General features: G+C 66.5%; 18 protein-coding genes. 4 read left to right on the plus strand and 14 right to left on the minus strand.

From position 1 onward, the window contains the following. Positions 1-10: 10 nt before the first annotated feature. The 4 genes from ABFK29_RS05225 to ABFK29_RS05240 are packed head-to-tail and all read right to left on the minus strand — an operon-like array spanning position 11 to position 3,701. Positions 11-778: an amidohydrolase family protein gene (locus ABFK29_RS05225; protein WP_005855354.1), complete on the minus strand. Its 768-nt coding sequence runs from the start codon at positions 776-778 to the stop codon at positions 11-13. Continuing rightward, positions 775-2,250 carry a tripartite tricarboxylate transporter permease gene (locus ABFK29_RS05230; protein ID WP_005855356.1) on the minus strand — a complete coding sequence of 492 codons (1,476 nt, stop codon included), beginning with the start codon at positions 2,248-2,250 and terminating at the stop codon, positions 775-777. Before ABFK29_RS05230 ends, ABFK29_RS05225 begins: the two co-directional genes overlap by 4 nt. Positions 2,251-2,289: 39 nt before the next feature. Continuing rightward, positions 2,290-2,754: a tripartite tricarboxylate transporter TctB family protein gene (locus ABFK29_RS05235; RefSeq protein WP_005855358.1), complete on the minus strand. Its 465-nt coding sequence runs from the start codon at positions 2,752-2,754 to the stop codon at positions 2,290-2,292. Beyond that, entirely contained in the window at positions 2,751-3,701 is a 951-nt protein-coding gene (locus ABFK29_RS05240) for a Bug family tripartite tricarboxylate transporter substrate binding protein (RefSeq protein WP_005855359.1), read from the minus strand. Before ABFK29_RS05240 ends, ABFK29_RS05235 begins: the two co-directional genes overlap by 4 nt. A gap of 486 nt (positions 3,702-4,187) precedes the next feature. Here ABFK29_RS05240 and ABFK29_RS05245 point away from each other — a divergent pair, with 486 nt between their 5' ends. Then, a complete protein-coding gene (locus ABFK29_RS05245) occupies positions 4,188-5,222 on the plus strand; it encodes a LacI family DNA-binding transcriptional regulator (protein ID WP_005855361.1) in 1,035 nt (344 codons plus the stop codon). On the opposite strand, the gene ABFK29_RS05250 is transcribed toward ABFK29_RS05245, so the two are convergent. From ABFK29_RS05250 to ABFK29_RS05285, 8 genes are all read right to left on the minus strand, one after another. Next, the gene (locus ABFK29_RS05250; RefSeq protein ID WP_005855363.1) at positions 5,223-6,890 is read right to left on the minus strand and encodes a Na/Pi cotransporter family protein; all 1,668 of its coding nucleotides are present in this window, start codon (positions 6,888-6,890) and stop codon (positions 5,223-5,225) included. It lies immediately after the preceding gene. A 14-nt stretch (positions 6,891-6,904) separates the two neighbouring features. Further along, entirely contained in the window at positions 6,905-8,473 is a 1,569-nt protein-coding gene (locus ABFK29_RS05255) for a metallophosphoesterase family protein (RefSeq protein WP_005855365.1), read from the minus strand. 16 nt (positions 8,474-8,489) lie between these two features. Beyond that, complete coding sequence (locus ABFK29_RS05260; protein ID WP_005855367.1) at positions 8,490-9,116, minus strand: dual specificity protein phosphatase family protein; 627 nt, start codon at positions 9,114-9,116, stop codon at positions 8,490-8,492. Between the two features lie 2 nt (positions 9,117-9,118). Next, positions 9,119-10,243 carry an ABC transporter ATP-binding protein gene (locus ABFK29_RS05265; RefSeq protein WP_005855369.1) on the minus strand — a complete coding sequence of 375 codons (1,125 nt, stop codon included), beginning with the start codon at positions 10,241-10,243 and terminating at the stop codon, positions 9,119-9,121. A 57-nt stretch (positions 10,244-10,300) separates the two neighbouring features. After that, positions 10,301-11,530, minus strand: coding sequence for an ABC transporter substrate-binding protein (locus ABFK29_RS05270; protein WP_005855371.1), 1,230 nt, complete (start codon positions 11,528-11,530; stop codon positions 10,301-10,303). A 40-nt stretch (positions 11,531-11,570) separates the two neighbouring features. Beyond that, positions 11,571-13,388 (minus strand): ABC transporter permease, encoded by a 1,818-nt coding sequence (locus ABFK29_RS05275; RefSeq protein WP_157136379.1) that lies wholly within the window; start codon positions 13,386-13,388, stop codon positions 11,571-11,573. 36 nt (positions 13,389-13,424) lie between these two features. Continuing rightward, positions 13,425-14,243 carry an inositol monophosphatase family protein gene (locus tag ABFK29_RS05280; protein ID WP_005855375.1) on the minus strand — a complete coding sequence of 273 codons (819 nt, stop codon included), beginning with the start codon at positions 14,241-14,243 and terminating at the stop codon, positions 13,425-13,427. An 800-nt stretch (positions 14,244-15,043) separates the two neighbouring features. Next, positions 15,044-16,015, minus strand: coding sequence for an MBL fold metallo-hydrolase (locus ABFK29_RS05285; protein WP_005855376.1), 972 nt, complete (start codon positions 16,013-16,015; stop codon positions 15,044-15,046). 226 nt (positions 16,016-16,241) lie between these two features. On the opposite strand from ABFK29_RS05285, the gene ABFK29_RS05290 reads away from it, so the two are divergent. Both ABFK29_RS05290 and ABFK29_RS05295 read left to right on the plus strand, forming a co-directional pair. Beyond that, positions 16,242-16,538, plus strand: coding sequence for a hypothetical protein (locus ABFK29_RS05290; protein WP_157136380.1), 297 nt, complete (start codon positions 16,242-16,244; stop codon positions 16,536-16,538). A gap of 66 nt (positions 16,539-16,604) precedes the next feature. Further along, entirely contained in the window at positions 16,605-16,838 is a 234-nt protein-coding gene (locus ABFK29_RS05295) for a hypothetical protein (protein WP_005855380.1), read from the plus strand. Between the two features lie 305 nt (positions 16,839-17,143). Here ABFK29_RS05295 and rsmD read toward each other — a convergent pair whose 3' ends face one another. Beyond that, positions 17,144-17,698, minus strand: a complete 555-nt coding sequence (gene rsmD, locus ABFK29_RS05300; protein ID WP_005855381.1) for a 16S rRNA (guanine(966)-N(2))-methyltransferase RsmD — start codon at positions 17,696-17,698, stop codon at positions 17,144-17,146. Further along, complete coding sequence (locus ABFK29_RS05305) at positions 17,695-18,900, minus strand: NAD(P)/FAD-dependent oxidoreductase (protein ID WP_005855383.1); 1,206 nt, start codon at positions 18,898-18,900, stop codon at positions 17,695-17,697. Before ABFK29_RS05305 ends, rsmD begins: the two co-directional genes overlap by 4 nt. A gap of 81 nt (positions 18,901-18,981) precedes the next feature. Here ABFK29_RS05305 and ABFK29_RS05310 point away from each other — a divergent pair, with 81 nt between their 5' ends. Further along, positions 18,982-19,470: a peroxiredoxin gene (locus ABFK29_RS05310; protein WP_005855385.1), complete on the plus strand. Its 489-nt coding sequence runs from the start codon at positions 18,982-18,984 to the stop codon at positions 19,468-19,470. The last annotated feature ends 71 nt before the right edge of the window (positions 19,471-19,541 follow it).

The raw sequence follows: 19,541 nt of genomic DNA on the forward strand, positions 1-19,541 counted from the left end.
GCCAGAAACATCAGAACCCGTAGAGCCTCTCAGGATTGCCCCACATGCACCGCGTAAAGCTATCCTGACTCAATGCCTCGCGGCACAGCTCCAGCATCGGCGGAATTTCGGGCACCGGCTCGGGGGTCATCACATGCGGCCAGTCGCTGCCCCAGATGATCTGGTCGGGAAAGGCTGCGCCAAGGCGTTCGATCAGCGCGCTCAGGTCGCCGTAGGGCCCGATATCGGTGCTGACACGCGTGGGCGACAGCTTGGCCCAGACGCGCCCCGTCTCGAGCAGGCGGAACAGGGGGGCGGGCGCGGCAGGATCGACATGGCCCATATGGTCCAGCACCAGCCGCAGCCCCTCGGGCAGATCGGCCACCATATCGGCAAGCCGGTCAAAGCTGCGCGGCTCGGTGTTCAGCTCGATGTGCCAGCCGACCTCGGCCACGTGTTTCGCAAGGTCTGGAAGCTGATCTAGCGCGCTGTCCCCAAGCCTTGCACGGTCCTGAATGCGGGTCGCGCGGATGCCGGCGGCATGCAGCGCTTGCAGGTCGGCATCCGCGTCGATCATCGCAACGCCGCGCAGGGCGACGGGTCCATCGGTGCCCAGAACCTCCACCAACCGGCTGTTGTCCGTCCCGTCGACCGAGGCCTGCACCACCACCGCACGGCGCGCGCCCAGCGGCGCGGCCTCATCCATATAGTCGCGGATGTCGCGGGCGGGCGGCACGTAGGCGCCGGTCTGCGGGGCCTCGGTCTTGGCAAAGGAGTGGATGTGGCAATCGGTGATCATATGCGGGGCTTTCTCAGGCTGAAGAACAGGCTGATCGCCAGCGACAGCACGGTCAATGCCACAAGCCCGATGGTGATGGGCGAGCCCACAAAGATGCCATAGCCTCCGCCCGAGGTCAGAAGGGCCTGTCGCAGGCTCTGTTCGAACGGCGCGCCAAGGATCAGCCCGATCAGCAGCGGCGGCAGGGGGAAGTTCGCGCGCCGCAACAGGAACCCCAGCACGCCCGCGCCCAGCATCACCCAGACGTCGAATAGGCTGTTGTTCACCGAAAACGCGCCGAAGATGGCGAGGATCGTGATCGCGGGCAGCAGGTGGCGCGGCTGGATGCGAGTGACGTGGATCGCCACGCGGAAGAACAGCAGGCCAAGGATCACCGTCGGGATCGACGACAGCAGAAGCGCCTCGAAGATGGCGTAGACCTCCAGCCCGTGGTCGCGGAACAGGAACGGCCCCGGTGCCAGCCCGTGCAGCATGAAGGCGCCAAGGATCACCGCCGTCACCGCATCGCCGGGGATCCCCAGTGCCAGCGTCGGCACCAGCGCGCCGCCGGTGACCGCGTTGTTGGCCGCCTCGGGCGCGGCAACGCCCTCGGGCGCGCCTTTGCCGAACGTATCCGGATCGGCAGAGCGCGAGCGGGCGAGGCTGTAGCTCATGAACGCGGGCACGGTGGAGCCGATCCCCGGCAGGATGCCGACAAAGGTGCCAATGATCGAAGACAGCAGCAGCGTCACCCGCATCCGCCAGAGCTCCACCAGCCGCACCACCGAGCTTTTCAACGGCGGCACCTCTGCATCGCCCACCAGCGGCTCGCGGTCGAAGGCTTGGAGCAGCACCTCGGACATGGCGAAGAGGCCGATCAGCACCGGGATCAATTGGAACCCATTCTCGAAGGCGAAGGAGCCGAAGGTAAAGCGTGGCGTGCCGCTGATCGGATCAAGCCCGACGATACCGGCGCAGGCCCCCACGAGAACCATGATCAGTGCGTCGAGCTTCGATCCGCCACCGAACAGCACGATGACCAGCAAGGCGAACAGCATCAGCATCGCCATCTCGGCCGGGCCGAAATCCAGCGCGAAGCGGGCCAACGGCTCGGCCAGTGCCATCAGGACGAGGCAGCTGAAGATGTTGCCGATGACGCTGGCATAAAGGGCAAAGCGCAGCGCCCTGCCGCCCTCGCCACGGCGTGCCATGGCGAAACCGTCGATGGCCGTCGCCGCCGACGACGGCGTGCCCGGCACGTTCAGCAGCACCGCCGAGATCGAGCCGCCGAAGATCGCGCCCTGGTAGACGCCGAGCAGCAGGATGATCGCCGGGATCGGCTCCATCGAGAAGGTGACCGGGATCAGCAGCGCGATGGCCATGGTGGGCCCGAGGCCGGGAATCGCCCCGATGATGATCCCCGCGACGATGCCGGCCACAGCCGCGAACAGCACCCAGAGGTTCAGGAGTTCGAGAAAGGCATCGACAAGCATGGCTCGCGTTCCTTTGAGGTCTGGAATGGATGGGCAGGCTCAGGGCAGGGGGATGCTAAGCCCGTGCCGTCCGCCATAGGTCACAACGGCTGCCACGATCAGCGGCAGAACCAGCAAGAGGGGACGGCGTTCACCCAGCATGAGGGCCACGACGATCCCGGCACCGGCGGCCCCGAAGAAGAACCCGACCTGCGGCATCGTCCATAGCGCCGCTGCGCTGCTTGCGGTGACGGTCAGGACCCGGCCGAGCCGGACGGGATCGCCAAGCGGGAAATCCTCGGCGCGCAGGCTCAGGACAAGGCGGAGCGCCACGACCGCCGCCAGCAGCCAAAAGGCAACGCGGGGAAAACTGCGCGCATCCGGTCCGGAGGCGCCGAAGCCGAACACCTGGATCTGGCTGTCGAGACTGTAAAGCCCCCATGCCGCTGCCGCCAGCAACAGCCCGGCGGTCAGCGTCCGAAAGCCGGGGCGGGCGACCCCGCCCCCCTGGCCGTTGGTGCTCAATTTCCGAGATCCTTGGCGATCTCACGGTAGGCTGCGAGGTTCTCCTCGATCGTCGCGGCGAGATCTTGGCCCGACATGATCCGCACCGGTTGGCTGAGATCGGTCATGAAGGTCTTGAACCCATCCGACGAGGCCACCTCGGTGAAGGCGGATTCAAGCTTGGCGATGATCGCCGGATCGGTACCTGCGGGGGCCATGATGCCGACGATCGACGGGAATTCCGCCGCCAGCCCTGCCTCTTTCAGCGTCGGGGCATCGGGGAAGTCCGGGTCGTTTGTGCCGTCGAGCACGCCCAGAAGACGCAGCTGGCCGTCCTGCACGAGGTCGCGATAAGCCGGGACCAGTGCCGCGTCCACGTGGCCGCCCAGCACCGCCGCCGTCGCCTTGGAGGCACCGTCGAAGGGCACGTGCTGCAGCATCGCGCCGGTGTCCTTGGCAACCGAGGCAAAGGCGAGGTGCGCGCCGCCCATGGCGCCAGCGGTGCCATAGGTCACGGCGCCGGACTTGGCGCCCTCGATCATCGCGTCGAGCGTGTCGTAGGGGCTGTCCGCCGGAACCACGACGCCGTGGAACGGGCCGGAGTAGTTCAGGATCGGGATGAAGTCGGCCAGCGTGTCATAGCCCACATCGCGCAGCGCCGGTGTGACGAAGGACGGGGACGAGGTCGTCGCGATCAGCGTGTAGCCATCGGGCTCGGCCGACGCGACGGAGCGCATGGCATTGGTGCCGCTGGCGCCTGGCTGGTTTTCCACGACGATGGGCTGGCCGAGGATTTTCTCGGCCATCGTCGCCATCTGGCGCGCCGAAATATCGGTGGTGCCACCCGCCCCATAGGGCACCACAAGGGTGATCGGACGGGTCGGGTAATCCTGCTGCGCAACGGCGGCAAGCGGCGTGATCGCCATCCCGGCCAAAAGGGCCAGGGTCGAACGGCGTGTGTATGTCATGGTATCCTCCCAAGGATCGAAAGTGCTGGCCGATGTCCGCGGCTGTTGCCTCGACATGTATTGGCCACCGATGCGTCTATGCGCCACCAGATGTCCGGCCTCCCACCGGATACTCATTCATGACATTTGTGTTTTCTTAACAAAAGCGCGAAAAATTTAAGATCAAGAACAGGTATTCTTCACCTGTTGGTCGGTCCATCTCAGGAACTGGGAGCGGGCGCAGGCTCTGATGATGTAACCGCTCCCCTTTGTGGATCCTCCCAGACCCACCTTGGCAAACAGATGCCGCCGGGGGGCGGTTACATCATCAAGGTCCTTTGCTGCACTAAATACTATCAAAGGAGCGGCATCAAACCGCGACAGGTCCAGTCCGACGATCGGGGAGCAGCTCAGGGCTGCGCCCCCCGCCAGCCGTGAAACTTCTATACCTTTCCACGCGGTTCGGGCTAAAAGTGGGCTGGCCGATGAAAGCGTGAGCAGAGCAGGATGACCACCAACAGCAAGATGCGGCGGAAAGGCCCGGTGACGGCCAAGCAGGTGGCGGATTTCGCCGGGGTGTCGCGCGCCGCAGTGTCGCGCAGCTTTACGCCTGGCGCCAGTGTTTCGGCCGAAACACGGCGCAAGGTCATGGCGGCTGCGGATCATCTTGGATACCAGGTCAACCACCTTGCACGCGGGCTCATCAGTTCGCAGAGCGGTCTGGTCGCGCTGATCGCTGCCGAGATCGAAACGCCCTATCGCGCGGCGCTGCTTTCGGCCATGGCGCAGGCGCTTCAGACCGCGGGCAAGACGCCGATCCTGATCGCCACCGAGCGGTCGGATGAAAGCGTGCGCAATGCCCTGAACCAGGCGACCAGCTATCGCACCGAAGCGGCCATCGTGCTGTCGGGCATGCCCGACACGGCGCTGACCGAGATGTGCCTGAGCCACGGCATGCGGCTCGTGCTGATCAATCGTGACGACGCGCAACCGGGCACGCTGCAGATCCGGCTCAACGACCGGGCAGCCGGGGAAACCGCGTTCAACACGCTGTTGCGCACCGGCTGCAGGCGCATAGCGCTGATCGCGTCGGACGCGGGTACACCCAGCCTTGTCGGGCGCATCGACGGGTTCGAGGACGCCGCGCGGGCGCAAGGAGTAGAGATCACAAGGGTGGTGTCGGGCGCGACCTCTTACGAGACGGGTCTGCAGATCGGCACGCAGCTTTTTTCGCGGCCCGACCGGCCCGACGGCGTGTTCTGTGTGACCGACCTGCTGGCCTGCGGGGTCATGGACGCGGCGCGGCAACGCTTCGGCATGCGGGTGCCCGACGATGTGTCCTGCATCGGCTATGACGACATTCCGCAGGCGGCGTGGGAAAGCTACCAGCTCACCACCTTTGCCCAGCCCATCGACGAGATCACCGAGGCCGCGATAGACTGGCTGGCAGCGCCGCCAGAGGACGACACCCGCAGCGAGACCGTCGAACTGAACGCGCCGCTGATCTGGCGTCAGACTCTACCCCGTCTCGCCGCGTCCTGATCAGGCGCCTTCGCTGACGCCTTGTCCGTGGTGGGGTTCGGGCCGGGCGGGGCTGCGCAGGCGGCTTTCGTCCAGCATCCCCTGCTCGTCGAGGATGGGGTGCGCGACAGAGGCAAGATGCGCCGTGATCCGTTTCAGATCCCGCAACATGTCCAGATGCAGCGAGCTGGTGCCGACGCTTTCGCTGCGCGCGGCGCGCAGGCGGGCGAGGTGGCGTTCCGCCGATTGCCGCTCGCGGCGGCGCACCTCGACCTTGTTCTCGATCATTTCGCGCGCCAGACCGGGGTCCTCGGTCGCGAAAACGGTCTGTGCCGTCTTCAGCGTGTCCAGAGTCATCGAGAACAGGCCGATCAGCTCGTCGAACCCTTCGTCCGAAAAGCGCAGTTTTTCGTCCGCTCGCTTGCGGGCCATGGCGGCAAGGCCTTTCTCGGCGATGTCGCCCACATGTTCCAGGTTGATGACATAGTCGACCACGGCGATGGCACGGCGGCTTTGCCGGTCGCTCAGCTCGTGCCGCAGCAGGCGCGCGACGTACAGTTTTACCTCCTGCTGTGTGCGGTCGATGCGGTCTTCCAACTCGGGCACGGTCTCCAGGGGCGCGGCGTCCATGGTTCGGAAAGAGGCGAGGATTTGCAGCAGCATGCGCTCGATCACGTCGCCCACGGCCAGCACTTCGCGGGTGGCGCTGGCCAGGGCGACGACCGGTGTCTGCAGCTCGTCCTCTGCCAGAAAGCGCGGGGCCGCCTCGTGCGGGGCGGTCACGTCCGGCAAGAGACGGTCGAAAACCCGGGCGAGCGGCTCTGCCAGCGGCCAGCCGACCAACAGCAGCGCAAGGTTGAACGCAAGGTGCGCCGCGATCGGATCGGAGAGGGCGGCAAGGTCCAGGACGGGCAGGGCGGCAAGCACGATCGACGCCCCGAACCCGCGCAGGGCGAGGTTCGCCAGGGTCAATCGCCGCATGGCCGGGGCGGCGCCCGATGTCGCTATGACGGCCGGCAGTGCGCCACCGATGTTGGCGCCCAGAACCAGCGGAATGACCAGATCCTGCGAAAGCTGTCCCGCTGCGGCGAGCGAGGCGATCATCATCACGGCGGCCAGGCTGGACGCGGAGAGCAGCGCGATCAGCGCCGCGAAGGCGAGGGCGACGACGGGTGTGCTCGACAGCATTGCCATCAGGGTGGTCAGCGCGTCGGATTCCCGGATCGGGGTGCTGGCGGCGTCGAGCAGCCCCAGCGACAGCAAGACCAGTCCGACCCCCACGATGGCGCGGCCAAAGCCGATGCGCCGTGCCCCCCGTCCGCGCCCGACCATATGTCCCACGAGGATCGCGAGCGGTGAGATCCAGCCAAGGTGCAGCGAGACCACCCAGGCGGTGATCGCCGTGCCCACGTTCGCGCCCAGCATCGCGACCTGCCCCTGGCGCGAAGTCATGATGCCGCGCTCTGCGAACGAGGCCGCCAGAAGCGCCGTCGCGGTCGAACTTTGCAGCGCCAACGTCACCCCCAGTCCCGACAGCATCGCCCTCGGTCCCGTGCGTGTGCCAAGCGCAAGGAAATGCCGCAGCCGCGCCCCGACGGCCCTGTCGACACCGGCGCGGATCTGCGACAGGCCCACCAGCAAGAGCGCGACGGCCCCACCGAGGTTCAGCAGCACGACGGTTTCGGACATGCGCGGGGCTCCTCTCAGGCGGTGGGGTGAACGGGTTGGCGGAACGGACCGGCTTCCGTTTCGGCGTCGCGGACGAAATCGGACAGGCGGCGCAGGAACAGTGCCCAGAAGGCGCCGCGTTCATCCCGTGCTGCTTCGGGGAGACGCGTGGCGAAGCTCTTGTAGAGCGCCCTGCGAGACGCGCTCAGGTCGTCAAGGCCCATCACCCCGGCGGCGCGCAGCCTGTACCAGTCGCCTATGATTTCGGACAGCGGCAGGACCTCTCCGACGGGGGCTGCCCCGGCGTAGCCAAGTGCGTCGTCAAGCGTGCCGTTCGCTTCGGTCGCCCGTTCGGGCGGCCATTCGCGCGGCAGGTAACGGTGCTGCACAAGGGCATCCACATGCGCCCTCAGGAAGCCGCCATAGTCCGGTGCGGCGCAGACCCCGGCAGAAGAGACCGGGTCCTCGCTCCGGTAGGCCCCGAGGATGCGCGCGTCGACGGGCAGATCGCCGAGGCTCACGTCTTCGACGGTCAGCCCTTCGGCGTCGAAACGTGCCACGCAAAAGCCCGCCGGACAGGCGACCAGCGAGGGCACGGCGACGTTGACCAGTTGCCGCCCCTCATGGTGCAGCGTGCTGCGGCGGCGCACGTGCAGGTGGCCGCTGAAATGCACCCCGATCCCTGCTGCGCAAAGCGCCTCGCCGACCTCCGGCCTCGGACGGCGCAGCGCGGTCGAGGTGGCACCGAACAGCCTTTCTTCGGACTGGCCATCATCCCGGTAGGGGTCGAGCATGGGGTAGTGCGAAAAGCACATCAGCCGCTTGTCCTGCAAAGCGGCCCGCTGCGCGACATCCGCCATCCACGGCAGCAGGTGCGGTTTGACCCGTTGCACGGCGTTCCATCCGGCGTTGGTGCTGTCGATGACCGCGTCACCGATGCCGGTCGGCTCGAACACGTTCGCGTCGATCATCAGGAACCACAGACCCGGCACGGGTTCCACGAGGTAGCTTGCATCGAACAGCCGCAGCACGGTGCCCCCATCGCTGGAACGGCAATCGCAACGGCGCGCGGCAGGGGATGGATCGGTGCCGAAAGGCGTTTCCCAATGCAACACATCGGCCTGCGGGACAAAGCCATGCGCGGCCATGCGCATCACGCCGGTTTCATGGTCCGCGCAGTACATCGAGGGGTCGTGACGCGCATCCGGTCCGGCCTTGCTCGACACAACGACCGGTCGGGCGGTGGCATCGAGGAACTCCTTGGCGTGATCGCGGCCGTGGGGGCCAAAGCTGTCGTGATTGCCCGGCAGCGCGAAGAACCGCAGGCCGGGACGCGCCTCCAGCCGCGCCAGCAGGGCCGAGACGCAGCGCGCCTGCCCGTCGTCGCTGTAGTCGCCAAGCAGCACCACGTCGCGCAGACCCATGGCCTCGATCCGGTCGAGCGCGGCCTCCAGCGCGGCGGCGCTTTCGTTGAATACGCGGGTGGAAGAGCGGGTGTCTGACCAGCTGCGCAGGCTCAGTCCGTCCGGCCCGCGCACGCCGTAATCCGCACCCAGCGGGTGGTAATGCGCGTCGGCGATGATGGCGAAGCGATGCTCGGTCATGGGGTCACGCACGGTGTCATTCACTGCGCGGGGATCCCGCTGCCATCGCCTGCGCCCACGCCGCGGCTTCGCGGGCGGCCTCCAGCAACATCGGCTTGGGGGTCTCGAACCACTCGTCGGGCCGCAGTTGCCGCGCCTCGCGCACATGGGCCACCGCGTCGTCCAGCGTCGGGAACCGCTCGGGTGCCTCGACATGCAGCAGCAGCGATACGAGCGCCACCGACCGGCTGCGCCCGGCGCGGCAGTTGACCAGCACGTTGCCGCCGTCCTTGAACGGGTAAGTGGGGCGGTCGGGCATGGTCTGCCGCAGCGCGCCCTGCAGGATCAGCAATCCCGCCAGCATCATCGCCGACGGGTTGCCGTCGCCGTCGATCATCCCGATCTTGTAATAACGCAGCGCACCGTAACCCGCCGCGACCTTGCCGTCGCCGGGATCCATCAGCACCCGATCGACGAGGTCGAAATCGAGGTTCACTGCGCAGTTCACAAGCACGCGGATGTCATGGGTGCGCAGCAACGCCATGTCGCGCGCACCCTCCATGCCGCCAATGTAAATCGTCGCACCATGCGGGCCGATCCCCTCTGCAATGGGGCTGATAGCCGGGCGGTCGTATACCGGCGCGCTGCGGTCGTCGTCCTTCATGCTCACTCCGCCGCGATGCTGGCAGGCGCTTCGGCCCGCTGCAGGATGTTCTCGCCGCTGGCTGTGTCGAAGACCATGGCGTGCGCCGGGTCGAAATCGAGCCACACCCGGTCCTGGGGCCAGCTTTCGCGGAACTGCGCCACCAGCACCGTGACCCTCTGGTCGGGCAGGTCGAGGCTGACGATGGTTTGCGAGCCGGTCGGCTGGACCACGTCGATCTGTGCCTCGACCGCGCCATCCTTCGGGGCCGTGTGGATGCGCAGATGCTCGGGGCGGACCGCGACCCGCACCGCGCCGCCGCCGTAGCCGCCCGCCGCCATCTGGAAGCCTAAGCCCGCGCCCGAGATCCAGAGCCCGCCGTCGCGCGGCTCGGCCATGGCATCGAAGAGATTGACCTTGGGATCGCCGATGAACTCGGCAACGAAGAGGTTCGCGGGGTGGTGGTAGATCTCGTAAGGGGTGCCGGCCTGCTGGATACGCCCGTCGTTCATCACCACGATCATGTCGGACATGGTCAACGCCTCGACCTGATCGTGGGTCACGTAGACGGTTGTTGCCTTCAACTCGCGCGAAAGACGCTTCAGCTCGGCGCGCATCTCGGTGCGCAGCACGGCATCGAGGTTCGACAGCGGTTCGTCCATCAGCAGGACGCCGCTGCGTGCCGCGATCAGCCGCGCCACGGCGACACGCTGCTGCTGTCCGCCCGACAGTTCGGAGGGGTAGCGGTCCTGCAGCCCTTCGAGCTGCACCTTCTTCAACGCCTGCGCCAGCCGCTCGGCGATCTCTGCCTTGGGCATTTTCGCCTGGTGCAGCGCGAGGGTGATGTTGCGCTCGACGGTCATGTTCGGCCAGAGCGCGTAGCTCTGGAAGATGAAACCGAGCCCGCGTTTTTCCGGCGGGACATTTTCGTGGGTGCGGTCGGAGAACATGCAGCGCCCGGACAGGTGCAGCGCGCCGCCACTGGGTGTCTCAAGCCCGGCGATGATGCGCAGTGTCGTGGTCTTGCCGCAGCCCGAGGGGCCCAAAAGGGTCACAAACTGGCCCCGCTCGATGTTCAGGTTCATCTCCGGCAGCGCGAGATAGTTGCCGTAGTATTTCGTGATGCCGTTCAGGCTGACTTCGCTCATGGTGTGCTCTCTCTCCCTGGCGCCCGCGCAGAGGGGGTCCCCGCGCGGGCCGATGGTTTACTGGCTGGTCTCGTAGATCCAGAAATCCGCGACCATGGCGACGTTGTCGCGCTGGAAGGCCGGGGTGCCCCAGAACTTGTTGACCGTGGGCCAGACGTCGGCGCCTGCGGGCGTCGGCACGTCGTCACGCGGCGAGAAGGTGCCGATCTTGAAATACGGACCCATGCCTTCGAGCAGCGCAAGGTTTTCGCCCTCGCGGAGCGGACCTTCGATCTTGGTATCTGCGGTCAGCTTGTCCGATCCCATCTGGAACGCGACGAACAGCTTGGCCGCGTTGGGATGCGGCGCCCGCCCGGCAATCGACGTGTAGGTCGAGTAGGCAAAGACACCCGAAGGCTCCACGTCGTAGAGGATGCCGTTCCTGTAACCGTCGCTGTCGTTTTTGTTGATGTAGTGCATCGACGAGAAGGTGATCGGCGGCGCTTCCTGCCCGGGCAGACCCGAGGCCGCGGCCAGTTTCGAGCCGGAGTTGTAGATCACGAGGTCGTTGCCGATGAGCCGGTGGAAGAACTCGTAAGCCCCGTTGTCGATCCCGTCGGAGTATTCCAGCGGCTTGCCCGCATGGGCTTCATAGGCCTTGGCGAAGGCATCCCCGTGCTCGACCAGGTTGGCGATCAGCGCCAACGTGGTCAGCGAGCCGAGCGGGCTTTTCATGCCGACGCGCTTGTTCCATTCGGGTTCGGTCAGTTCCCAGATGTTGGAGATCGGCGGACCGTCCGGGTAGGTCTCGATGTTGTAGAACAGGACCGTCGCCTCGACCATCTGGGTCAGCAGCGGCTGTTGCAGATCCTCGGGAATGTCATCGGACAGGTAGCGCGGGACGTAGTTGACGATGCTGTCCTGGGGCAGCAGTTCGTAGACCATCTGCGCCGCACCGCCCGTGGTCACCACGTCGACGTTGTAAAGCCCGGCCTGATGTTCGCGTACCAGCTTTTCGATGGTCTTCTCCGAACCGAGGTCGAAGGCGCTGACCTCGATCCCGGGGTAGAGCTTCATGAAGTCTTCGGCGACGGCGCTGATCGACGACGACGACGCGTAGACGGTCAGCGCGCCCTCCTCCAGAGCGGCCTCCCGGATCGCGTCCCAGTCCTCGGTCTCGGGCTGGTGGTCGCCGAGCTGCGCCCATTCCTTCCAGTCGTCGACGGTCATGTCGCCGGTACTCTGGGCCATGGCGAGGGCGGGCAAGGCCGCCAGCGTCCCGGCCAGTATCATGGTCTTCATGGTCATGGTTGGTTCTCCTCCTTGGATGTCGTGGGGCTGCGCCGCGTCAGGCGAAGCCGAGTTTCGCGTTCCGGAAGACAAGCCGGAACAGGATGTTGAAGCCGATGATCAGCAGCACCAGCAGCAGCGTGGCGGCGCCGATCAGCTGCGGCACGTCATCGGTCTGGTAGGTGTAGATCACGCTCGCCAGCACCGCCGTCGAAGGCGTCACCAGCAGGATGATCAGCGACAGCTCGCGCATGGTGCCGATGAAGCTCAGCAGCATCCCCGACATCAGCCCGTTCGAGGCCAGCGGGATCACGATCCGCCGCACCCGTGCCACCCAGCCGATACCCTGCGTGCGCGCGGCCTCTTCCAGCGACTTGTCGATCTGAAGCAGGGCCGCGATGCCGGTGCGCGAGGTGTAGGGCAGGTTCTTGACCGCCGCGATCAGCACCAGGAGCGCGAAGGTGCCGTAGAGCGCGGGCATCGGCCCGATGGGCTTCGAGAACATGCCGATGTAGATCGCGCCGAAGGCCACCGAAGGGAAGATGTAGGGCAGGAAGGCCGCGGTCTCGAGCGTCTTCGACGCCATAGACCCACGGGTCCGCACCACGACGTAGCCGACGAGAAAGCCAAGCACCCCGGTCAGCAGCGCCACGCAAAGCGCCAGGCGGATCGAATTCCAGGCCGCGCCGAGGATCTGCGGGTTTTGGAACACCCCCGGATAAAGCGCGTTGACCTCGCCCCGCTCACCGAACCAGTAGTGCAGCGTCAGGTTCGACAGGTCGTAGTCGCCCGCGGTCCGCGACAGTGATTCCAGCAGCAGCAGGCCGATGGGCAGGATCACCGTGAAGGCGAGCAACAGCACCACAAGCCCCAGCACCAGCCAGCGCGCAGGGCCAAGGTCGATGGTCTTCGACCGCACGCCCTTGCCCGACATGGTCACAAAGCTCTTGCGGACGCCGATCATGCGCTGGTTGATCCAGATGAACAGCACCGCCATCACCACAAGCACCAGTGCCAGCAGGTAACCGTCACCCACATTGCGGGAACCGATGGCGGCGTAGATCTGCGTCGGCAGGGTAAAGTAGCGCACCGGCATCCCCAGCACCGCCGGGGTCCCGAACGAGCCCACAACGCGGATGAACGTCATGACAACCGCCGAACCCAGCGCCGGCAGCACCAGCGGCAGGGTGATGGCGGTGAACTGGCGAAAGCGCGACAGGCCCGCGATGGCGCCGGCCTCTTCAAGCTGGCTGTCCACGGTGGTCAGCGCGCCCGAGAGGATCAGGTAGGCGTAGACGTAGTAATGAAACGCAAGGCAGATGACGATGGGCAGGGCGCCAAAGGCCAGCCAGTCCGGCGGCTGCATACCGAACAGGTAGACGAACACGCCCGACGATCCGCCCAGTCGGTCGTTCTTGAAGAACGTCAGCCAGGCCAGCGCCATCACCCACGACGGCAGCATGTAGGGCACGACGATCATCGTGTTCACTGCCTCGCGGAACGGCACGTTGGTGCGCACCACCACCCAGGCCAGCGATGCGCCCAGGGTCAGGCACAAGACCGTCGCGCCGAAAGCGGTGATCAGAGAGTTGACGAAAGGCTTGTAGAACAGCGCAGCGGACATCCGCCCCGAAAACACCCTCTCGTAATGGAAGGTGGTGAAACTGCCGGCCTCCTCGCCGGGCAGATAGGCCCTGTCATAGGGCTGGACGGTGAACGTCTCGCGGATCAGCTCGGCCAGCGGTGCCAGCACGAGGAACGCCAGCAGCACCGCCAGCACCACGGCGACCAGACGTTCCGGTGTCATCATGGCGGCCCCGAAGCGGCGCAGGCGCCCGGCTCCGGCACGCGCCGTCATCTCTCCTGTAAGTGCCATGTGTCCTCCCTTGCACGGCGAAGTGTCTTGCGGTCGTCAGGCGCGAATGGCCTGTTTCGGCGCGTCGATCAGCGCGGTGCGGCTGTCGAGGCTCAGTGCCTCGGCGATGCCCGGCGCCGCCGCCAGGATCCGTCCGCCCGTCCGCAGGTCGCCGGTCGACAGGAAGGGGCAGACCGCGCCCCCGGCCTCGGAGACCAGCAGCAGGCCCGGGATGCAGTCCCATGAGTTCATGTGCAGCTCGACGTACGCATCGGACCGGCCATCGGCGACCTGCGCCAGCGCGAGCGCGCCAGAGCCGCAGCGCCGCACATTGAAGCCGCGTTCCAGCAGCGCGGTCATCACCTCCAGGTACTCTTGCCGTGGCACCCGCGTCGACCAGCCCATCTCGACCGTGGAAGATTGCGGATCGTTCGCCGCCGAGACGTGCAGCGCCGTGCCGTTCAGCGTTGCGCCATGGCCCGCGCGGGCAAGGTAGATCTCGTCGCTGACCGGGTTGTAGATCCCGCCGAGCACCGGCCGCCGTCCCTCGACATAGCCGATCGAAATACAGAAGTGTTCAAGCCCGCGTGCGAAATTGGCGGTGCCGTCGATGGGGTCGACGATCCAGCACCGCTCTCCGATCTCGCCGCCGTCCTCTTCGCCGAACACGCTGTCGCCGGGGAAGCGCGACAGGATCGCCTCGCGAATGTGGCGCTCCGAAGCGGCATCGGTCTCGGTCAGGTAATCCTGCGGGCCCTTCATCTCCCAGCTCGCCGAGGTCCGCTCCTCGAAGCCACGCTTCACGATCCGGCCGGCAGACCGCAGGACCTCCTCAAGGAACGCCGCGCGCTCCTGCACGGCTTCATTGCTCTTCATGTCGTCCTCGCGTCGTTGCTTCTTGCTGCAAGCGTTGCACGATTTGCACACGCGATCAATAGCGTTGCAGAAACAGCGGAGGCGCCCATTCAGTCCCCTGAAAAATATGGCGTAAATCCGAAGGCACGGTGTTTCTTGTCCCCGGTTACGTCATCGTTCGTGCAACCATGCTTGGCTGAAACGACCAAACGCTGTGGCGCCACCCACGCCTGATGTGCCAGTGCGATTCCCATGTTTTCCGAATATTCTAACGGACTTTCTCCGCTTCCCGACATTCAGGAGTCAGTCCAAGGCGTTCGGATCCCCAAGCGGGGATTGATCTTTTTGCACACGTGCACAGTGCAAAATCCATCTCGAAGCAAATGCGCACGGCCCCGCCTGCGCGCCCGATCTTGTCGTTCTGTCCGGCAATCCGTCACGGGCACGCACATTGCCACGCCCGAAACGCAGCCCACTTCCCACGAAGCCGCTTTGCGCTGCCCCCGTCTTCCACCCGTTTGCGTCCAGCGCGGCCGAGAGGGAGCGTCCGCCGCCTGCACGTGGTGCGTCAGTCACCCGGGAAACCGTTCGCAATCGGCGCAGCCGATCCGGTCGGCACCTTGTCATGTGTTCGAAACGCGACCGCCACACGGCGACCGTGCACCGCCATCGCCAGGCCGTCAGAGCCTGGTCGCCATCGCGCCAAAGGTCCGGGCAAAGGCCGCAAGCCCTCCGCCAGGCCCGGGCACGTCCCCTCCGGGGCGTACCCCGGTCGCACGGACGTCTGGCCTACGCGGCGAGGGCTGGCGCGGCCTGTGTTGTCATCCCCATTGCCAGAGGGCAGGGACGAAGCGGTATTCGTCGCCCTCCTTCATCACGTGGCCCACGCCGGGGAAGGGGAAGTGGTAGCCCAGCACCGCCATCCGGTCGGTGGCCGCCATGTCGAGAAGCTTCTGCCGGGTCTCCACCGTCAGGTCGCCGTTCATGTCGAAGTTGTTGTACCACCCGGGGCGGGCAAAGTTCATGTAGGCGTGGGTCATGGCATCGCCGAGCGCGATCAGCTGCTTGCCGCCGGATTCCACCACGACCGACATGTGGCCGGGGGTATGGCCCGGCGTGTCGATCACGCGCACGCCGGGAACGATTTCGTCCTCGTGGTTGACCAGTTTCCATTCCGCGCCATCCACTCTGATCGAGTTGACCGCCCCGACGGCGAATTGCTGAAGGTCCTGCGGCATGCGCGTGGCCAGCCCGTCCTGCATCCAGAACTCGTGCTCTGCCGTGCCGATGAAAAGCGCCGCGTCGGGCAGGATGGCCTCGTCGAAGTCGTCGCGGATGCCCCAGATATGGTCCGGGTGTGCGTGGGTTATGACGACGTGTGTGATGGTGTCGGGTGCGATGCCCGCCTCTGACAGATTGCCCATCAGCTCTCCGGCGGTGGGCACGAAACGGTCGCCCGAGCCCACGTCGACCAGCACCACGGCATCGCCGATCTCGATCACAAGGTGATTGGTGTGGGAATAGTTGATTTCCGGCGACAGGAAGTAGCTTTCGAGGAAGGCCTTCACGTCTTCCGGGTCGGCGTTCACGCCCAGCCCGCTGGCCGGGACCTCAAGCCGCCCGTCCGAGACGACGGTCAGCTTCGCCTCGCCGAGGGTAAAGCTGAAGTGCTGCGGATTGCCGGATGCCGGGGCGCCCAGCGACTGCGCGCGGCCAACCGCAGGCAGGGTCAGCGCCGGGGCGCTGGCGGCCATGGCCAGGATCTCACGGCGGGTGGGGCGGATGATGGACACGGGCGGACCTCCCTATCATGCATGTCTTCGAATGTCAGAATAGCATCGGCACCGGCGATTGCCACCGCGATCCGGCTTCCGGGAAACGACGGCGACAATCCCCGGGTGCTGTCATATTCGGACGTTCAGACAATGGGTTGCGGCCCGACGCTTGGAGGGGATCGCCGGCGGGCCGATTGCACCCCCGTGGCCATCCTGGACCTTTGACATGCCGCTGCGCTGCAGCATGCCACGGGAAGGGGGCCCGATCACCCGGTGCTGGCTGACTGCCGCATGCGCTCTCACCCTCGCCATAGACGCTGCCGCGCAGGAGGTGACGTTCCGCTTCCAGCACGTTGTCTCGCCGCACTCGGCCATCCCGAAGCACGTCATCGACCCCTGGGCCGGGAAGATCGAAAAGGAGACGGACGGCCGCATCGAGGTCGAGATCTATCCGTTCATGCAGCTCGGCGGCACCGCGCCGGAACAGTATGACCCGATCGTGGACGGGGCGATCGACGGCGGCTCGGTGATCCCCGGCTGACAGGCGGGCCGCTTCCCCGAGGCGATGTCAAACGGCGTGCTCGACGGTGGCGCCTTCACCTGAAAGATGTCGCCCTCGCTGACAGTCGACGAGGTGACCGGCAGCCACACCGACGCGGCAGGCGACAAGTCGCTCCACAACCTTTTCTTCATCCCGGGCAGGAACAAGCATGCCTACGACAGCCTGCCCGACGACCTGAAGGCGGTGATCGACCCCACCTCTGGGCCGGAGACCGCCGCCCGGGAGGTTCGCACCCGTGACACCGGCGCCGCCGAAGGCCGCGCCGTGATGGAGGCCTAGGGCAACCGGATTTCCACACTCTCAAAGGGCGAAACCGCCAGCATCAAGCCGCTTGAGGGCGAGGTAATCGACGCATGGATCGCCGACAGGGACGCCAGGGGCTCCCCGGCCGGCAACTGACGGATGAGGCCCGCGCCATGCTGGCAGGCGCCGCGGCCAGCGGAAACGGAACCGCCGCGCTCCGCTGCACCCCTTGGGTTTCTTTGCTTCGGAAATACTCCGGAGGGGGTCCGGGGGAGGCAGCGCCTCCCCTGTCTGCGCGGGCAGGGCCCGCGCGGATCGTCCCGGCGCCAGCCGGGGCGACATCACCGGGAGCGCAGCACCGTGACATGCGTGTCGCCGTATCTCCGCGCCTCCAGGGCCGCATAGCCCTCGGGCGCCACCTGGGGGGCGCTCTCTTCCCAGACGATCAGCGCCTCCGCCCCGATCCAGCCCTGTGTCCGCGCCACCTCCAGTGCCCGCGCGCCCAGACCCTTGCCGTAGGGCGGGTCGAGGAACACCAGCGAGCAGGGCGCACCCGCGGGCAGCCGTGTCGCATCCGCGCCGATGACCGACGCGCGGTCCGAGCAGTCCAGCGTCTTCACGTTCTCGCGGATCAGCCGCTGCCCGACCCGGCCGTTCTCCACGAAAGTGGCGGAAAGGGCGCCGCGCGACAGCGCCTCCAGTCCCAGCGCACCGGTGCCGGCGAAGAGGTCCAGCACCACCGCGCCCTCGAAGGGATCGCCGAAGCGCCCGCCCGCCAGCATGTTGAACAGCGATTCGCGCACGCGGTCGGTCGTGGGGCGCAGATGCGCGCCCGGATCGCCCTTGCCCACGGACGCCAGCCGCCGGCCGCGCCACTCGCCCGCAATGATCCTCACGCCTTCAGCAGTGCCTTGAGCTGCGTTTCCGGGTCGGCCACCGCCTCCGGATCGGCGGTCTTGCCGCCCTCGATCAGCCGCTTGCCGACCATGTAGGCCTTCGGGTCGTTCATCGCGTCGACCGCCAGCAGCCTGCCGTCCTCGTAGTACCAGTGCGACAGGGCATCGCCGTCCTTGCGGACCACCACCCGGTCGTAGCCGGTGTTCAGCCCGGCGATCTGCAGCTTGACGTCGTACTGGTCGGACCAGAACCACGGTTTCGGCACATAGGCCTTCGCGGCGCCCATGATGTTCTCGGCCACCAGTTCGCCCATGTCGATGGCGTTGCCCACCGATTCCAGCCGGATGCGTCCTTCGCCATGCGGGAAGGACGCGCAGTCGCCCGCCGCCCAGATCGACGGGTCCGAGGTGCGGCCGTGGCTGTCCACCGCGATACCGTTCAGCACCTCCAGCCCGCAGGCTTCCGCCAGTTCGGACGCGGGCGCGATGCCGACGCCGACGATCACCATGTCGACCTCGATCGTGGTCCCGTCCGCCAGTTCGGCACCGGTGACATGGCCGTCGCCCAGAAGGCGCACCAGCCCGGTGCCTTCGCGCAGGTCGACCCCATGGCCCTTGTGCAGGTCGCGGAACCAGGCAGAGGTCTCGGGCGCGGCCACCCGTTGCAGGATCCGCTCCGCCGCCTCGACCAGCGTGACCGTCAGGCCCAGCTTGGCGCAGACCGCCGCCGCCTCCAGCCCGATGTAACCGCCGCCGACAACCAGCACCCGCTTGCCCGACACGCAGGAGGGGCACATCGCATCCACGTCCGCCAGCGTCCGCACCACGTAGACACCGTCCAGCGCACCGCCGATGGAGCCGGGCAACCTGCGCGGGACCGAGCCTGTGCACAGCACCAGCTCGTCGTATTTCACCGCGCGTCCACCGGCCATGACTTCCTTGTTGTCGCGGTCCACGGCGATCACCTTTTCGCCCACGTGCAGGTCGATGGCGTTTTCGGCGTAATAGGCCGCGGGCCGAAGGTAGAGCCGCTCTTCCTCCATCTCGCCCATGAGGTAGGCCTTCGACAGGGGCGGGCGCTGGTAGGGCGGCACCGGCTCCTCGCCGATCAGGGTAATGGTCCCCTCGAACCCCTTGGAACGCAGCTTCGCCACCAGCGAGGCCGCCGCCTGTCCTCCCCCAACAACAACGACGTCCGTCATGGTCCGAGCTCCCTTTTCTCTTGTAGGCGCGACACTATCCTTGCGACACAGGGAAACGCAATTCCACGGAGGACAGGACAAATGGCGATTTCACCCGGTGACACGCTGCCGGAGGCAACTTTGTTGCGCATCGGCGCAGACGGCCCCGAGACGGTTGACCTCTCAGAGCTGGCCAAGGGGCGCAAGCTGCTCATCTTCGCGCTGCCGGGGGCCTTTACCGGCACCTGCACAAACGCCCATGTGCCCAGCTTCATCAAGACGAAGGATGCCTTCGCCGAAAAGGGCGTGGACGAGATCGTCTGCATCGCCGTCAACGATCCCTTCGTGATGGATTCCTGGAGCCGCCACACCGGTGGAGACAAGGCGGGCATCACCTTCCTCGCCGATCCGGATGCCGCTTTCACCAAGGCGATGGGGATGAACTTCACCGCGCCGCCAGTGGGGTTCTACGACCGCTCCAAGCGCTACGCGATGGTGGTCGAGGACGGCACCGTCAAGGGGCTGAACCTGGATGACAACCCGGGCGTCTGCGAGAAGTCCTGCGGCGAGGCGATGCTGGAACTCGCCTGAACGACCGGCGGCGTCCTGTCCTGATCCGGTCTGACCGGGCCTGACGGGCGCCGCCATATCCTGCCACGCGG

It is taken from the genome of Sagittula stellata E-37, assembly GCF_039724765.1.
Lineage (GTDB): Bacteria > Pseudomonadota > Alphaproteobacteria > Rhodobacterales > Rhodobacteraceae > Sagittula > Sagittula stellata.

Coding starts and splice junctions, on each gene's coding strand:
- ABFK29_RS05230 (WP_005855356.1), bottom strand. CDS start 2,250: ATGCTTGTCGATGCCTTTCTCGAACTCCTGAACCTCTGGGTGCTGTTC.
- ABFK29_RS05280 (WP_005855375.1), bottom strand. CDS start 14,243: ATGAAGAGCAATGAAGCCGTGCAGGAGCGCGCGGCGTTCCTTGAGGAG.
- ABFK29_RS05295 (WP_005855380.1), top strand. CDS start 16,605: ATGTCGCCCTCGCTGACAGTCGACGAGGTGACCGGCAGCCACACCGAC.
- ABFK29_RS05260 (WP_005855367.1), bottom strand. CDS start 9,116: ATGAAGGACGACGACCGCAGCGCGCCGGTATACGACCGCCCGGCTATC.
- ABFK29_RS05265 (WP_005855369.1), bottom strand. CDS start 10,243: ATGAGCGAAGTCAGCCTGAACGGCATCACGAAATACTACGGCAACTAT.
- ABFK29_RS05250 (WP_005855363.1), bottom strand. CDS start 6,890: ATGTCCGAAACCGTCGTGCTGCTGAACCTCGGTGGGGCCGTCGCGCTC.
- ABFK29_RS05240 (WP_005855359.1), bottom strand. CDS start 3,701: ATGACATACACACGCCGTTCGACCCTGGCCCTTTTGGCCGGGATGGCG.
- ABFK29_RS05310 (WP_005855385.1), top strand. CDS start 18,982: ATGGCGATTTCACCCGGTGACACGCTGCCGGAGGCAACTTTGTTGCGC.
- ABFK29_RS05245 (WP_005855361.1), top strand. CDS start 4,188: ATGACCACCAACAGCAAGATGCGGCGGAAAGGCCCGGTGACGGCCAAG.
- ABFK29_RS05270 (WP_005855371.1), bottom strand. CDS start 11,530: ATGACCATGAAGACCATGATACTGGCCGGGACGCTGGCGGCCTTGCCC.
- ABFK29_RS05255 (WP_005855365.1), bottom strand. CDS start 8,473: ATGACCGAGCATCGCTTCGCCATCATCGCCGACGCGCATTACCACCCG.
- ABFK29_RS05225 (WP_005855354.1), bottom strand. CDS start 778: ATGATCACCGATTGCCACATCCACTCCTTTGCCAAGACCGAGGCCCCG.
- ABFK29_RS05290 (WP_157136380.1), top strand. CDS start 16,242: ATGCCACGGGAAGGGGGCCCGATCACCCGGTGCTGGCTGACTGCCGCA.
- ABFK29_RS05275 (WP_157136379.1), bottom strand. CDS start 13,388: ATGGCACTTACAGGAGAGATGACGGCGCGTGCCGGAGCCGGGCGCCTG.
- ABFK29_RS05305 (WP_005855383.1), bottom strand. CDS start 18,900: ATGACGGACGTCGTTGTTGTTGGGGGAGGACAGGCGGCGGCCTCGCTG.